The 15,156-nt window shown below is 71.6% G+C and carries 14 protein-coding genes and 1 pseudogene; 7 read left to right on the top strand and 8 right to left on the bottom strand.

The features are described 5' to 3' along the window. The first annotated feature begins 12 nt into the window (after window positions 1–12). Complete coding sequence (locus ABEB07_RS17390) at window positions 13–696, top strand: pyridoxamine 5'-phosphate oxidase family protein (RefSeq protein ID WP_345669184.1); 684 nt, start codon at window positions 13–15, stop codon at window positions 694–696. After that, on the top strand, window positions 696–1,328 hold the full coding sequence (locus ABEB07_RS17385; protein ID WP_345669164.1) for an FMN-binding negative transcriptional regulator: 633 nt from the start codon (window positions 696–698) through the stop codon (window positions 1,326–1,328). Before ABEB07_RS17390 ends, ABEB07_RS17385 begins: the two co-directional genes overlap by 1 nt. A 113-nt stretch (window positions 1,329–1,441) precedes the next feature. On the opposite strand, the gene ABEB07_RS17380 is transcribed toward ABEB07_RS17385, so the two are convergent. From ABEB07_RS17380 to ABEB07_RS17365, 4 genes are all read right to left on the bottom strand, one after another. After that, the gene (locus ABEB07_RS17380; RefSeq protein WP_345669163.1) at window positions 1,442–2,416 is read right to left on the bottom strand and encodes a DMT family transporter; all 975 of its coding nucleotides are present in this window, start codon (window positions 2,414–2,416) and stop codon (window positions 1,442–1,444) included. Between the two features lie 180 nt (window positions 2,417–2,596). Further along, window positions 2,597–3,601, bottom strand: coding sequence for an EamA family transporter (locus ABEB07_RS17375; protein WP_345669162.1), 1,005 nt, complete (start codon window positions 3,599–3,601; stop codon window positions 2,597–2,599). Between the two features lie 77 nt (window positions 3,602–3,678). Further along, window positions 3,679–4,401: a Clp protease N-terminal domain-containing protein gene (locus tag ABEB07_RS17370; protein ID WP_425589021.1), complete on the bottom strand. Its 723-nt coding sequence runs from the start codon at window positions 4,399–4,401 to the stop codon at window positions 3,679–3,681. A 198-nt stretch (window positions 4,402–4,599) separates the two neighbouring features. Then, window positions 4,600–5,289: a PadR family transcriptional regulator gene (locus ABEB07_RS17365; RefSeq protein WP_176148160.1), complete on the bottom strand. Its 690-nt coding sequence runs from the start codon at window positions 5,287–5,289 to the stop codon at window positions 4,600–4,602. 135 nt (window positions 5,290–5,424) lie between these two features. Between ABEB07_RS17365 and ABEB07_RS17360 the strand changes: the two genes are divergently transcribed. Together ABEB07_RS17360 and ABEB07_RS17355 are read left to right on the top strand one after the other, a co-directional pair. Further along, complete coding sequence (locus tag ABEB07_RS17360; protein ID WP_345669158.1) at window positions 5,425–6,207, top strand: TnsA-like heteromeric transposase endonuclease subunit; 783 nt, start codon at window positions 5,425–5,427, stop codon at window positions 6,205–6,207. Continuing rightward, window positions 6,195–7,658: pseudogene (locus ABEB07_RS17355) on the top strand (integrase); the annotation flags it as partial. The gene ABEB07_RS17360 and the pseudogene ABEB07_RS17355, both read left to right, overlap by 13 nt. On the opposite strand, the gene ABEB07_RS17350 reads toward ABEB07_RS17355, so the two are convergent. Further along, entirely contained in the window at window positions 7,653–8,651 is a 999-nt protein-coding gene (locus tag ABEB07_RS17350; protein ID WP_345669157.1) for an IS481 family transposase, read from the bottom strand. The pseudogene ABEB07_RS17355 and the gene ABEB07_RS17350 sit on opposite strands and share 6 nt — an antisense overlap. A gap of 170 nt (window positions 8,652–8,821) precedes the next feature. Between ABEB07_RS17350 and ABEB07_RS17345 the strand changes: the two genes are divergently transcribed. Next, on the top strand, window positions 8,822–9,403 hold the full coding sequence (locus ABEB07_RS17345) for a Mu transposase C-terminal domain-containing protein (protein WP_345669183.1): 582 nt from the start codon (window positions 8,822–8,824) through the stop codon (window positions 9,401–9,403). Next, window positions 9,400–10,419 carry an ATP-binding protein gene (locus ABEB07_RS17340; RefSeq protein WP_345669156.1) on the top strand — a complete coding sequence of 340 codons (1,020 nt, stop codon included), beginning with the start codon at window positions 9,400–9,402 and terminating at the stop codon, window positions 10,417–10,419. The genes ABEB07_RS17345 and ABEB07_RS17340 overlap by 4 nt, the downstream gene beginning before the upstream one ends. Before the next feature lie 1,080 nt (window positions 10,420–11,499). Here ABEB07_RS17340 and ABEB07_RS17335 read toward each other — a convergent pair. Both ABEB07_RS17335 and ABEB07_RS17330 read right to left on the bottom strand, forming a co-directional pair. Beyond that, window positions 11,500–12,300 (bottom strand): aminoglycoside phosphotransferase family protein, encoded by an 801-nt coding sequence (locus ABEB07_RS17335; protein ID WP_345669155.1) that lies wholly within the window; start codon window positions 12,298–12,300, stop codon window positions 11,500–11,502. 57 nt (window positions 12,301–12,357) lie between these two features. After that, window positions 12,358–13,032 carry a formylglycine-generating enzyme family protein gene (locus ABEB07_RS17330; RefSeq protein WP_345669154.1) on the bottom strand — a complete coding sequence of 225 codons (675 nt, stop codon included), beginning with the start codon at window positions 13,030–13,032 and terminating at the stop codon, window positions 12,358–12,360. A 243-nt stretch (window positions 13,033–13,275) separates the two neighbouring features. On the opposite strand from ABEB07_RS17330, the gene ABEB07_RS17325 reads away from it, so the two are divergent. Beyond that, window positions 13,276–14,085 (top strand): PhzF family phenazine biosynthesis protein, encoded by an 810-nt coding sequence (locus ABEB07_RS17325; RefSeq protein ID WP_345669153.1) that lies wholly within the window; start codon window positions 13,276–13,278, stop codon window positions 14,083–14,085. Between the two features lie 92 nt (window positions 14,086–14,177). Here the strand turns inward: ABEB07_RS17325 and ABEB07_RS17320 are convergent, their stop codons facing one another. After that, window positions 14,178–14,978 (bottom strand): CPBP family intramembrane glutamic endopeptidase, encoded by an 801-nt coding sequence (locus ABEB07_RS17320; protein ID WP_425589022.1) that lies wholly within the window; start codon window positions 14,976–14,978, stop codon window positions 14,178–14,180. Between the last annotated feature and the right edge of the window lie 178 nt (window positions 14,979–15,156).

Raw genomic sequence — 15,156 nt, 5'->3', positions numbered from 1 at the left:
ATGGAGACCGCAATGCAGGGCACCCCGCAGCCGACCTCGCCGCCCGACGCCTACACCCCGACCGACCGCACCGTGCCCACCCGCTCCGCCGACCGGGCGTCCTACGACAAGGAGCTGGTGCACGCGATACTCGACGAGGGCTACGTCTGCCATCTCGGCTTCGTCCGCGACGGCGCGCCCGTGGTCCTCCCGACGCTGTACGGCCGGGTCGGCGAGCTGCTCTACGTGCACGGCTCGACGGGCTCGCGGCCGCTGCGCATGGCCGGGCAGGCCGGCCCGGGGCTTCCGGTGTGCCTGACGGTCACCCACGTCGACGGCCTGGTCCTGGCCCGCTCCGCCTTCCACCACTCGATCAACTACCGCTCCGTGGTGGTGCACGGCACCGCCCACCAGGTCACCGACCCGCAGGAGAAGCGGACGGCGCTGGACGCGCTGGTGGACCACGTGGTGGCCGGCCGGGCCGCCGACTCCCGCCCCGCCAACACCAAGGAACTGGCGGCCACCGCCGTGCTCCGCATCGACCTGGCCGAGGTCTCCGCCAAGCTGCGCACCGGCGGGGTGAACGACGAGCCCGAGGACCTCGCGCTGCCGCACTGGGCCGGCGTCGTCCCGGTCGCCAGGCGGTACGGCGCTCCGCTGGCCGACCCGGACCTGGCCCCCGGCACCGAGCTGCCGGACTACCTCAGGGCGCTGTGATGCTGGTCCACCCCTGGGACGCGCCCCGCGAGGACGCCGAGTGGCAGCGCTGGCTGACCCGCCACGACTTCGGCCAGCTCGCGGTGAACGGCCCGCCCGGCGAGCCGCCGTGGGTCCAGCCGCTGCACTTCGCCTACGACGCCGGCCGGGGCGAGGCCGTCACCCACCTCGCCCGCCCGAACCCGCTGTGGTCCGCCGTCACGGCGCGCCCCGAGGTCCTGCTGAGCGTGGTCGACGACTACGTGTACGTGCCCGGACCCTGGCAGGCGGACCCGGACATGCCGCCCGAGCACGGCGTGCCCACCAGCTTCTACGCGGCCGTGCAACTGCGCTGCACCGCGCACATCGTGGACGATCCGGCCGAGAAGGCCGAACTGCTGAACCGGCAGCTCGGCCACTTCCAGCCGGCGGGCGGTTCGGCCCGCGCGGCGGTGGGCGAGGCGCCGTACGGGCGGCAGCTGTCCGGCATCCGCGGCCTGCGCCTGGAGGTGACCGGCGTGCGCGCCAAGTTCAAGTACGCCGGCAAGCGGTCCGCCGAGGTGCGGGAGCGGATCGCGGCGCGGCTGGACGAACGCGACGGCCCGCGCGACGCGGCCGCCCGGGAGCACCTGCTGCGCCGGAGCGAGGGCTGAGCGCGAGGCGGACGGTCCACCGGACGCCCACCGCCCGCCGCCACGCGACGACTTCGTCCGCTCGACTCGACGGACCGGAAAGGGGCGGACCCCGCGACGGGGTCCGCCCCCGCTCACCCGAGGACCGGTTCCGCCGGCACGGCCCGCGCCTGCCGGGTCTCCGCCACGGCGAGGCCCGCGACCGAGCCGAGCATCAGCGCGGTGCCGGCCAGGGTCGCCGGCGTCAGCCGCTCACCGAGCAGGGCGACCGCCAGCACGGCCGCGCTGACCGGTTCCAGCAGCATGACCACGGACACGGTGGCCGAGCGCACCACGGCCGCGCCCGCGAAGTAGAGGGCGTAGGCGAGGGCGGTGGGGACGGTGCCGATGTAGGCCAGCAGCCACAGCAGGCGCGCGGGGTCGGCGGTGTGCGGCACCAGTCCCTCCGCCAGCGCGAGCGGCAGCAGACACCCGCCGGCCACGGCGAACGCGCCCACGGTGGTCGCGGAGTTGTCCGCGCCGCCGTCCCGGCCCCACCAGCGGGTGAGCAGCGTCATGACGCTGTAGCCCGCAGCCGACAGCAGGGCCAGCAGCACGCCCCACGGGCGGACGGCGACACCGCCGCTGCCGAGCACCAGCACGGCCAGTCCGGCGAGCGCGCCGAGGACGGCGGTCAGCCCGGCCCGGCCCAGGCGCTCGCCCAGCGCGAGGCGCGCGCCGAGGGCGATCAGCACGGGTCCGGCGCCGAGCGTCACGACGGTCGCGACGGCGAGCCCGGTGGCCTGGACCGCGGCGAAGTAGGCGGTCTGGAAGACGGCGAGGCCGGCCCCGGTGGCCCCGGCGCGCAGCAGCAGCCGGCCGGCGGGCACGGCCGGGGCGGACCCGTCGGCGGACCGGGCGGCGGACCGGTCGCGCGGCCTCAGCAGGCGGGCGGCGAGGAGCAGGACGACGCCGATGGCGCAGCGCCAGAAGGACAGCGCGGCCGGCCCCATGTCACTGGCCCGGTAGACCAGAGAGGCGGCGGCGCCCGCGGTGCCCCAGGCGGCGCCGGCGACGATCAGATAGAGGAGGCCACGCCCGAGGGGCAGGCCGGAAGAAGCGTGCGACACGAGTTCTCTCCGCGAAGATGCAGAAGTACGGGATGGCCGGCCCCGCTCGGGCGGGGGCGGCGGACTTCTTCCGCGGGCAGCACCGTTCGGCCCGGCGCGATGCCGGGCAGGTCACCGGAGGGCCCGCCTCAGGCGGCCGGAGGCGGGAGAACGCGTGCGCGTGTGTACATGATCGCCACTTTAGGCCGCCGTTCCGCGCGCCGACAACTCCCGCTCCGCCCGGTCGCCGCCGCTCGCCACCGGCGGGGCCGCCCGTTCGGCGGGCGCCGAGGACTGCGCGATGAACGCGCCCAGCAGCACCACCGCGCCGCCGGCGATCTGCGGCGCGGACAGGTGCTCGCCGAGCAGCACCCAGGCCAGTACGGTCGCGATCACCGCCTCCAGGCAGGCCACGACGCCCGCGACCTGCGGGGAGAGCCGGCGCACCGAGACCACGCCGGTGACGTAGGCGAGGACGGTGGCGACGAGCACGATCCACAGCAGCAGGACGACGGCCGGCACCCGGGCGCCGTTCATGGACGCGCTGTGGGCGAGCACCGACCAGTGCATGGACCAGGGGCGGGCCACGACGGTGAGGACGGCGGCGCCGACGAGCAGGCCGTACGCGATGACGCCCAGCGGGTCCGGGGCCCGGTCGCCGGCGTCGCCGCCCTGGTCCGACAGGACGAAGTAGCCGACCTGGCAGCAGGCGGCGCCCAGGGCGAGCAGCAGTCCGAGGGCGTCGAAGCTCAGCCCGGACCAGACCTCCACGACGCACGCGAGGCCGCCGGCCGCCAGGATCACGCCGAGCGCGGCGGCCCGGGTGACCGGCCGCCGCTGCACGAACCGGACCCAGCCGAGGACCAGGGCCGGTGCGAGGTACTCGACGAGCAGGGCGACGCCGACCGGGATGCGGGAGAGCGCGGCGAAGTAGCAGGCCTGGACGCCCGCCACGGCGAGCAGTCCGAACCCGGCGAGCAGGGCCGGGCGGCTGCGCGGCAGCGCGCGGTGGCGCACGGCGAGCGGCAGCATGACGAGGGCGGCGCCGGTGACCCGCAGCCACACCACGTGCAGAGGGTCGAGGCCCGCCTCGATCAGCGGCTTGGCGGCGACGCCGGAACCGCCGAAGGCGAGCGCGGACACGAGGGCGAGACCGAGCCCGACGCCCTTGCCGGAGGGGCCGTGACCGACCGCAGACGTACGCATCGGCACATGATGACAGGCGATGACATGAGCGTCATCCTCAGTGGCACCTGTCTCAGCGGCTGGACGCCGACGGCCGCTCAGCAGGCGGTCCGGGCGTCCTCGGCATACCCGTCGGTCCGGTCCTCGGCATGTCTCTCGGGCCGGTTCCCGGCCCGTCCCCCGGACCGGTCCTCGGCATCGTTGTCGAGGCGGGCGGCCAGTTCGCGGGCGTCGATCCCCGCCCGGGCGAGGACCTCGACGGCACGGGTCCGCGGATCCGCCAGGAGCGCGGCGAGGAGGTCGGCTCCCCGCGCCGGTTCCCCGCCGCGCCGGGCGGCCCGGGCCCGGGCGTGCTCCAGCGCGGCCGAGGCCAGGGGCGAGCGGGGATCGGGGCCGGCCGCCGCCCCGGGAGCGCCCGACGCGGCCGCGTTCCCCGGCGCCACCACCGGCAGGGCGCCGGAGTCCTCCACGGTGGACTGCCAGCGCAGGCCGTAGCCGATGCTGCGCTGGACGAGATAGCCGAGCAGCCGGGCCAGCCGGGGACCGCCGCCGACGGCGGCGCGCACCTCGGGGTCGGACTCCAGGAGGGTGTGCAGCAGGTGGGCGGTGTCGGTCTGCCGGTCACCGTCGCGGACCGCCCTGCGACGGGCGGCGGCGAGCACCGCCGCCAGTTCGGCGCTGAGTCCGGCGTCGTCGGCGACGTCACCGGAGGGACGGCCGTCACCGGGACGGTCGTCTGGAGGACGGCGGTCCGGGAGCCGGTCGCCCGGAAGGGGGTCGTCCTGGTCGTGGGCCGGCTGCCCGGGGATGCGGTCGTGCACGTCTCCCACCCCATCAGTACGGCGGGCTCCGGTCATCCCCGGCGGGAACCATTCGCGTCTGCCGCGAGGAGTGCACCCCGCCGACCGGAATCTCCTCCTCACGGATGAGATCAGGCCAGTCGCCCCCGCCGTGCGCAGGACGCCCCGCGGAGGACTCCACGGGGCGCCCGGTGCCGCCGTCCGGGTCGGCGGAGCGGATCAGTCCTCGTCGGCGAGGATCAGGTACAGCTTCTTGCGGGCCTCGTTGACGACGGCGAGCGCCTTGTCGCGCTGCTCCTTGCTGCCGGTCTTCCAGACCTGGCCGAAGGCTTCCATCAGGCCGAACCCGGCCTGGCGGATCTCGCCGAGGGCCTCCCAGTCGACTCCGCGGGAGGCTTCTTCCCAGGGGGCGTCCGGGCCTTCGTCGGCCGCGGCGCGGCCCGCCTCGGTGAGCGCGAACAGCTTCTTGCCGCCCTCGCTCTCACTGGCGATCAGCCCCTCGTCCTCCAGCAGTTGCAGGGTGGGGTAGACCGAGCCGGGGCTGGGCTTCCACGCGCCGCCGCTGCGCTCGGCGATCTCCTGGATCATCTCGTAGCCGTGCATGGGACGGTCCTTGAGCAGCGCCAGGATCGAGGCCCGTACGTCACCGCGCCGCGCCCGGCCGCGCGGGCCGCCGCGCCCCCGCCCGCCCCAGGGGCCCGGGAAGCCCGGCCCGAATCCGGGTCCGCCGGGGCCGAACCCCGGCCCGCCCGGACCGCCCCGTCCGCCGGGCCCACCCGGTCCGAACGGCCCGAAGGCCGCCCGCCGTCCTTCGAAGCCACCGAGACCGGCGAAGCCGCCGAAGCCGCCCCGGGGGCCGCCGTGCTGATGTCCGTGCTCGTGCTCGTGTCCGTGTCCGTGGGAACGCATCGCTACCACTCCATTCCATCGTTGATCTGTCGCGATGCTTCAACGATATATCGGAATAGCTCGTCCGACAAGCCCCTCCCGACCTGCGGGTCGTTGACCTGTGCCAGTGATCGGTGATCGCAGGTTGATCATTCGGTGTACAGGTACGCGAGGGACGTGGTGGGGGCACCTGTCGGTGTGTTCGAAGGGGCTGCCCTTGCAGCCTTTGACCTGGCCTTTTCCGTCAATGACACGCTCGTGCGCCGATCGCTGGGGTCCAGTTGGGACATGCCGTTCGAGGCTATGGACCCGGTGCGGGAGTTCAGCTGGCACAAGGACAGTCGGGGGTTCGCTGGCTGGTACTACTCGTCGACGATGAGGGATCACGTCGGCTACGAGTCGTGGCTGGAGAGGGACCGACTGATCCTGCTGGACCGTGATCCGCACGTGGTCGCGATCGCCTCACAGCCGTTCTGGCTGCACTGGCACGACGGCACCCGCAAGCGTCGGCACGCTCCCGACTACTTCGTCCGGCTGTCCGACGGTGGCGCCCGCATCGTTGACGTCCGGGCCGAGGACGAGATGGATGAGGCGACGCAGGAGGCGTTCGACGCAACCGGGCATGCCTGCCGGGCCGTGGGCTGGGAGTTCGAGTGGGCCGGGCGGCCCGAGTCGGTGTTCATGGCGAATGTCCGCTGGCTGTCCCGGTATCGGCGGGCCCGCTGCGCTCGACCGGTGCCGATGGCGGACCGGCTGCTGGAGGTCTTCCGTGAACCGATGGGGCTCTGGGACGGCGCCGGGCTGGTCGGAGACCGTCTGCAGGTTCTGCCGGTGCTGTTCCATCTGCTGTGGTCCGGTGCCTTGAAGACGGACCTGGCGGGAGGACTGATGGAGACCGACAGCCTGGTCTGGACGGAGGGAAACGCATGGGCAGCCTGAAGCGGCCGCCGGCCTTGGCGGTCGGCCAGCGGGTCCGGTTTGAGGGCCAGGTCAGGGGGGGTCTCGAGGTCACCGCGCAGGCGGCGGTGTTGGAGGACGCCGAGACACCGCACCGAGTGGTCGCTCTGATCGACCTGTTCGAGACGGCGGACTTCGAGATCCTGTTCCAGCCCGAACGCATGCCGCTGCCCGCGTCCGGCCTGCTGGAGACCTTCGCTCCCGAAGTGATGAAGCGGGCACTTTGGTGGGAAGAGCACATCCTTGAGGTCCTGCACGGGCTGCCGCCCGACGTCGAACCCGGCACACCGCCGCGGCCGGGTTACGGACCGGGCACGTCGGTGACCTCGCGCCAGAAGACCAAGGCAGCCGAACTCGCGGCCCTCGGCCACGAGATCAAGTCCGGGGCGGTGGGGCTGCGGCGACGCCGTTACACGGAGGACGGCCTGGTCGGACCGGCCAGGCTCGTGGACCACCGTTCGGTCCGCAAGCGCAAGGAGTTCGGTGACGCACCGGATGCCGTCGTCGCGGCGATGCGGCAGGCGATCAAAGAGGGCGTCGAGACCTCGACACGCAACGGGTCCTACCTGATCTGGAGGACCGGGGAGATCCTCCGGGAGAACGGCGGTGACCCGGCCGAACTGCCGTCACGGCGAACGCTTTACCGCCTGCTGGACAGGCTCACGGCAGGCACGCACACGACCGGGTCGGCGGTCACCCGCAGGTCGACAGCCCACGGGGCCGCCGCCCCGTTCGGAGAGCTGACGGTGTCGGCTCCGGGCGAGGTCATGCAGATCGACTCCACTCCGCTGGACGTCATGGTCCGCCTCGACGACGGAGTGGTCGGCAAGGTCGAACTGACCGGCATGATCGACGTCGCGTCCAGGACGCTGACCGCGGCGGTGCTCAGGCCCACCACGAAGTCGGTCGACGCCAGCGTGCTGCTGGCCCGCACCGTCACGCCGGAACTGATGCGGCCGGGCTGGATCGACGCACTGAAGATGTCGCGCTCGGTGCTGCCGCACCGCCGCCTGCTGACCATCGACGAACGCCTCGAGCACGCCGCGGCCAAGCCGGTGATCGTCCCGGAGATGATCGTCTGCGACCACGGCAAGGTGTTCGTCTCGCACAACTTCCGGGCTTCCTGCCGGTTCCTGGAGATCGACTTCCAGCCCACGCACAAGGGCTCGCCTTTCGAGAAGGGGCACATCAAGAAGATGCTGTGCTCCGTCGCGACGATGTTCGCCCAGTTCCTCCGCGGCTACACCGGCCGCAACACCGATCATCGCGGTCGGCACCCGGAGGAGGAGAACCTGTGGTCACTGCCCGAACTCCAGGAACTGCTGGACGAGTGGATCGTCGCCCACTGGCAGAACCGCCCGCACGAGGGGCTGCGGGATCCCGACCATCCCGGACGCCTGTTCACCCCCAACCAGAAGTACGCCGCCCTAGTTGTATTGCCCTGTGAGGTTGGGGACGCGGCTGGCGGGTGGTTGCCCTTTCAGCGCAGTGTGTCCGCGGTGGTGATTGTAGTTGTGCAGCCATTGCGGGAACGCTTCGCGGCGTTCGGCTTCTGAGCGGTAGGGGCGGGCGTAGGCCCATTCGTCGAGCAGGGTGCGGTTGAAGCGTTCGACCTTGCCGTTGGTCTGGGGCCGGTAGGGCCGGGTTCGTTTGTGGGCGATCCCGGATGCTGCCAGGGTGTCGCGCCAGTCGCGTGAGCGGTAGCAGGAGCCGTTGTCGGTCAGGACCCGTTCGACGGTGATCCCGGCCTGGGCGAAGAAGGCGTGGGCCCGCTGCCAGAAGCCGGTGGCGGCCTCCTTCTTCTCGTCGGTGAGGATCTCGCTGCAGGCGAGGCGGGAGCGGTCGTCGACGGCGGTGTGGAGGCAGCTGTAGCCCAGGTTGGGGCGGCCGTGGACGGTGCGAGGCCGGGCTCGGTCGCGGTGCGCGGAGCTGTTGCGGCTTCCCTGGGCCCTGCCGTGGGCCCTGTGCCCGCCGCCGTCGGGGATGTTGCCCAGCTTCTTGATGTCGACGTGGACGAGTTCGCCGGGCCGGTCGCGTTCGTAGCGGCGCACGACACGGCCCGTGGTGCGGTCCAGATGGGACAGGCGGGCCAGACGGTAGCGCGTCAGCACGCGGTGCACGGTGGAGGGCACCAGGTGCAGGAAGTGCGCGATGCGGGCCGGCCCCCGCCTGCGCAGCAGCCGGACCTTGATGATCCGTCGCTCGGTGCGGGCCGGAGTGCACCGGGGGCTGTGGCGGGGCCGGCTGGAGCGGTCGCTCATACCGGCCTCGCCGAGTCGCCGATAGCGGTCGGCCCACCGCTGGGCTGTGGTCGGCGAGACCTGGAAGCGCTCGGCGGCCCTCCGTAGCGGCCAGCCCTCCTCGACCACGCAGCGGGCCAGGCGCAGGCGACCGGTCTCGGTCAAAGGTGCATTACGGTGGACCACGAGGGCCTTTCTGTCGGTGTTGACGTCGCAATCCACACCGAACCGGAAGGCCCTCACCTGTTCAAGATCCCTCAGCCGAGACCTGGCTCACCCGTCCACAACCTCCCCGGACAGAACACCTAGTCGAGGTCTGCGGCTACGTCCCGGTCGCGCTCAGCGGCCAGGACTACATCGAACTTCTGCCCGCGGCCTGGCGGGCCGTCAACTCCTACGGCATCCGGATCAACAACCGCACCTACGATGCCCCCGAACTCGGGCCGATGCGACGGCACGACTCGGGCATCACTGCCAAACGCGGGCTCTGGGAGGTCCACCGTGACCCCTACGACGTCTCCCGCGTCTGGGTACGCAATCACCGCGGCGGCGGTGAATGGGTCCAGGCGACCTGGAAGTACCTGAACCGGGCTCCGGTCCCCTTCGGGGACCTGGCCTGGGACCACGTCAGCCACCAACTACCCAAGGCCACCGAGGAAGAACTCGCCGAGGCCGTCGCCGCCCTGCTCACCCGCGCACACGCCGGCCCCGCCCGGCCTGCGGCGAAGAAGAGCAGGAAAGCCGCAACAGCCAAGAAGGACCGCCGCGTCGCGGCCCGCACCAAGGCCACCACGCCGACGGCGGCGACGACACCGCCACCGCCGAGCACGCAGGACGAACCCGCCCCGCACGAGCTGGCGGAGGACGAGGAAACCATGGCCGAGGTGATCCCGCTGGGGCTCTTCGACCCGCTTGAGGACCCCTGGAAGAGATCATGACGACGATGCCCGACAGCAGCCCGCACGACGACTTCGGCCAGTACCTGACCGTCCTGCCCGGCTGGCAGCAGTTCGTCGAGTCGACGACCAGCACCACGATGACCGTGCTGACGACGAACGAGTACGACGCCCTGAGCAAAGAGGAGAAGTACGACTACGACGAGGACCGGCTCGACCACCACGCCCGTCTCCAGGTGGTCGCCACCTCCACCGTCCGCCGCACCGTCACCTGCGGACGGCGCCTGACCGTCCTCAACCGCGGTGCCATCAGCGCACGCCGGGGCCTGATCGTCACCGGTCCGGCCAACACCGGCAAGACGATCGCTTTGACCCAGCTCGGCCTGGCCCACGAACTCCAGGACCGCCGCCGACACCCCGGGCAGGACGAGCGCATACCGGTCATCTACATCACCGTCCCGCCCGCCGCGACACCCCGCATGATCGCCGCCGAGTTCGCCCGGTTCCTCGGCCTCCCGGTCCTGCGAAGCTCCAACATCACCGACCTCACCGAAGCCGTGGTCGGCGTCTGCACCAAGGCCCGCACCAGCCTCGTCCTGGTCGACGAGATCCACAACATCTCGCTGCAGACCCGCACCGGAGCCGACGCGTCCGACACACTCAAGTACTTCTCCGAGCGGATCCCGGCGACCTTCGCCTACGCGGGCATCGACATCGAGGACAGCGATCTCCTGACCGGAACCCGCGGCGACCAGATCGCCGCCCGCTTCACAGCGGTGGACACCCACCCCTTCCCCTACAACGCGGAATGGAAAGCCCTGGTCGCCCAGCTGGAGGCGAACCTCCTGCTGCACCAGCACAAGCCCGGCACCCTCACCCGCCTGGACCGGTTCCTGCACACCCGCACCGGCGGCATGATCGGCACCCTGTCCCACCAGCTCCGCGGGGCCGCCGTCGACGCCATCCTCACCGGCACGGAGAAGATCACCAAAGCAGGACTGCTGGCCGTCGACCTTGACATCGCCTCCCGCCGCAAGCGGCCCGGCACCGACGGATGACGTCGCTGGCTTCGGACACTGATGTCGCCCGTCTTCCGTTCAAGGTCCGGCCACAACGCGGCGAAGGAGCCACATCCTTCATCACCCGCCTCGCCCAGGCCAACCACCTTCCTCCTGCCTACCTGCGGAAATACCTCACCGAACCGCCCCTGCACTGCGGCAAACCGACATGGCCCCGCATCGCTGCGGCCGCCGGCCGAGACCTGACAGATCTCCAGCTGATCCTGAACACGGTCGACTGCAAGGAATGCGGAGCCCCGATCCAGGCCAAGTCGATGTTCGGTCCCAAACCCCTGACCTGCTCAAGAGCCTGCCGCCAGAAGAGATACCGCAAGCGCTACCCGGCCAGCGAATGGCGCCGCGAACCCTGCCGGATCTGCGGAAAACTCATGAAGATGCAGATCGGACAGCGCCGCCCACTTTGCTCATCTGCCTGCCGACGGACTGCCTACCTCGAACGACAGCAACGCAACCAACAGGCCGCTGAGATGCCCTCGAACCCGGAGGGCGACTCACCGCAGGCCTGCCCGATCTGCGAAGGCCCGCTGGCACCGAGCACCACGAAGAGCCGACGACGCACGTGCTCGCAACGCTGCCGCCAGTCCGCCTACCGCTGGAGAACAACACCACCGCGTCCCCCGGTTCGCACACCACCCCAACCCTGGAACCCCGCACCGGAATCCGCCCGGACCTGCGAATTCTGCGGGGAACCACTTCCTCCCGGCCCCCGACAGTCACGACGCCGCACATGCTCAGCACGGTGTCGGCAAAGAGCCCACCGCTGGCGCACCCATCCATCCGAAGAACACCGCACTCAAAAGGCAGCCCCAGCGTCTCCAAACCCCAACCCGCCTCCCGAACCCGCGGCTTCACCCACCACGGTCGGGGCGAGGGCTGACGCCCTCGCCCCGACCTGCAACGAGTCCCTGGAAACGTCACCCTGCACAGTCTGTTCGGGCCCCTTGCCCGAAGGACTCGGCAGGTCACAGCGCCGGACGTGCTCCCAGCGTTGCCGTCAGAAGGCATACCGCCAACGCAAGGCGATGCTTTTGTGAATCTGTCCTCGAACGTCCAGGCCGGTCAGTTCAGCAGGGCAGCTGTGAACGTCTGACGGTGGTCCACCAGCCAGGTCTGCATGCGGTCCCAGCGTTCCCATCCACCACGCTCGGCCAACGCCTTGAGATAGACGGGGTCTCCGCCGGCCACGCGGCGGGCGACGAAGGCCCGGCAGACCTCCGTGGCCTGCTCGATGACGCCGGGCAACTCGGCACGGTCCCTCGCCGAGAGGCCGTAGCTGTCGGCAAGAATCCGCAGCCGTGCGGCCGCATCCAGCCCGGGGGGATGGAGAGCGGCTGCGGACCCGGGATCGAGCATGGGCACCCAATAGCGGGCAGTCATGGCGATGTCCCAGAGGGCACGGCCTGGGGCCGCCAAGTCGAAATCGATCAGGGCCGCAGCGCGACCGTCGCGGAAGACGACGTTTTCCGGGCACACATCGTTGTGGCACAACATCGTTCCCCCCTCCGGGTCGGCAAGGTCCGGGGGCCACTCAGCGCGGGTGTCGACCGCGACGGCCGCGCTGGTCTCATGCAGACGACGCAGCAGGCTCCCCACCGATTCGAGGGCAGAACTCGTCATCGCCCAGTCCGGGAACGGCGGCAGAGCCACGTCACCAGGAATGAAAGTCAGCTGCTCACGGCCATCCGCAGTGAGACCGACAGGGGTCGGCGCCGCGTCGAAGCCGTGCTCCTTCAGCGCAAGGAGATAGGCATGCAGGGCGCGTGCGTTGCGTGGTGCCGGTCGCTCCACCAACTCCCCTCGGCGGAAGACCGCCCCCGCGTTCACCATCCCGCCGACCAGCGCCTCGTCTTCAGCCGTCATGAGGATCACGCTATCGCCAGACCGACCCCGCGCGGGCCGGGCTGCACACGACGTGGATCAACGCACGACGGAACGCGCGACGCGGAATCCCACGTCGTCGACCTGGAAAGTCGGGTGGCTGCGGCGCCGCGCGGAGGCCCGGCAACTCCAGTGCTCATCGAACCAACCACCGCCACGGAGCACCCGGTAGGCGCCATAGACCTCGGCGTCGTAGGCATCCCAGCACCAGTCCCAGACGTTGCCGAGCATGTCGTAAAGCCCCCACGAGTTGGGGCGTTTGCCGCCCACCTCGTGGATGCGCTCGTGCGAGTTACCGCGATACCAGCCGATCTCGTCGAGATCCCCGTAGTGCGGCCCGGTCGTCCCGGCACGGCAGGCGTGCTCCCACTCGGCTTCGGTCGGCAGCCGATACCCGTCGGCGGACGCATCCCACTCGATGTCTTCGGCCTCGGCACGGAAGTGGTACGCGGGCGTGAGGCCGGCGCACTGGGACAGAGCGTTGCAGAACCGCGCCGCGTCCCACCAGGAGACGCACTCGACGGGCAGCTGGTCCCCAGGGGCGGTACTCGGCCGCTGGCCTGTGATCTGTGCGTACAACGCCTGGGTGACCGGGAATGCCGCGAGCTGGTAGGGCGCAAGCTCGACCGACCAACTGCGCTGTGTCCGCCGGTCCGACAGCGTCACCTGCCCCGGCGGGATGGCGATCATCTCGTTCCCCATCAACACGTCCATGATCAGGAGATCCTAACGAGGCCCGCCATTGCGAGACGACAGAGCCACCAACGGTTGCCCTTGGCTGACACGAATCTGCAAGTGATCATCCTTCACTGACACAGACAGCCATCGATCATCCGTCAGTGGCAATCGATCAACGACCACTGGCACAGGCCAGTCGTCCGGCGCCCTCGGGATTCCAGTCCGCCGACCGCCGATTGGCCTTGGTTCCGGGCTTGCCGGAGCCCCTACCGTCGGGGCATGCGGATCCGAATCGTCGACGCCTTCACCGACCGTCCCTTCGCCGGCAACCCCGCGGGGGTGCTGCTCCTCGACGCCTTCCCCGAGGACGACTGGCTCCAGAACGTGGCACTGGAGGTCAACCACGCCGAGACGGCCTTCGCCCACCGGCTGCCCGAGCGCGCGGAGGCCGACTGGGCGCTGCGCTGGTTCACGCCCGTCACCGAGGTGGCGATGTGCGGACACGCCACCCTCGCCACCGCCCACGTCCTGCACACCACCGGCGCGCACCCGGGCCCGGTGCGCTTCGCCACCCGCAGCGGGGTGCTCACCGCCACGCCCGCCGACGACGGCTCGATCACGCTGGACTTCCCGACCGCCCCGCTCACCGCGGTCGAGGTGCCCGACGGGGTCGCCGAGGCCCTGGGCGCCGAGCCGCGTACCGCCTTCGACACCGGCCCCCACGTCGGCGACCTGGTGGTGGAGGTGGCCGACGAGAAGACCGTCCGGGGTCTGAACCCCGATCACAAGGCCCTGGCCGCCTACTCCGCGCGGGGCATCATCGCCACCGCCCGCGCCGAGGACCCGGCCCGCGGCTACGACTTCGTCTCCCGCTGCTTCTTCGCCAACGTGGGCATCGACGAGGACCCGGTGACCGGCAGCGCCCACACCGCGCTCGCCCCCTACTGGGCCGAGCGGCTGGGCCGCCCCGATCTCACCGGCCTCCAGGCCTCCCCGCGCTCCGGCCTGGTCCGCACCGGCCTGCGCGGCGACCGCACCCTGCTCACCGGCCACGCGGTCACCGTCATCGACGGCGCACTGAACGCCTGACCGCCCCGCGCACGGAACGGGGCGCGCCGGTCACGCCGAAGGGGGCGTACGAAGATGTCGTACGCCCCCTTCGGCACTCCCGCGCCCGCTGCTCACGCCGTCGGCAGCCAGCCCACCTTGCCGGCCAGCAGGGCGTATCCCACGAACGCCCCGACGTCGAGCAGCGAGTGCGCCGCCACCAGCGGGCCGACCCGGCCCCAACGCCGGTAGAGCCAGACGAAGACGACGCCCATTGCCATGTTCCCGAGGAAGCCGCCGACGCCCTGGTAGAGGTGGTAGGAGCCGCGCAGCACGGAACTGGCCACCAGCGCCGTCCCCGCGGACCAGCCGAGCCGGTCCAGCCGGCGCAGCAGATAGCCGACGACGATGACCTCCTCCAGGACCGCGTTCTGCACCGCGGACAGGATCAGCACCGGGTACTTCCACCACACCGCAGGCAGCGCCTCCGGCACCACCGTGAGGTTGAAGCCGAGGCCGCGGGCGGCGAGGTAGAAGGCGATCCCGGCGCTGCCGATCACCGCCGCGATCGCGGCGCCGCGGCCGAGGTCGGGCCAGGGGCGGGTGCGGTCGAAGCCGAGCACGCGCAGGCTCCGCCCCTCGCGCAGCAGGAAGTGCGCGACCAGGGCGACGGGCACCAGGGCGGTGGCGATCCCGAAGAGCTGCCAGGCGAGGTCGAGCCAGGGGCGTCCGGGCGCGGCGGAGGCGTTGAGGGTGGCCGCCTGGTCCTTGAGCCCGCCGGGTTTGGTGACCGACCCGACGAAGCTGATCAGGGCGGAGACGCCGCTCGCTCCGAGCGAGAGCGCCAGGACGAGCAGGGTCTCGTCGCGGAGGATCTTCCGCGAGGGCTCCTCGTGCCGCAGACAGTCGCCCCTGGGGCCCGCCTCCGTCTCCACACCAGCCTCCCGTACCACCGGTCGTTCGGAGATCACAGCTTGCCCGATCGTCCGGGCGTGAGCACAGGCGACCCCGGCGAACGCGGCACACGGGCGACGGCGACACACGGTGGCGCGCGGCCGTCCGCCCGCCCAGCCGCCGCCGGGCGCGCGGGCGGCGCGCCCGGCCGGCGGGGGC

The sequence above is a fragment of the Streptomyces similanensis genome (assembly GCF_039543625.1).
GTDB classification, from domain to species: Bacteria; Actinomycetota; Actinomycetes; order Streptomycetales; family Streptomycetaceae; genus Streptomyces; species Streptomyces similanensis.
This window is presented reverse-complemented; position numbering and strand designations above follow the sequence as displayed.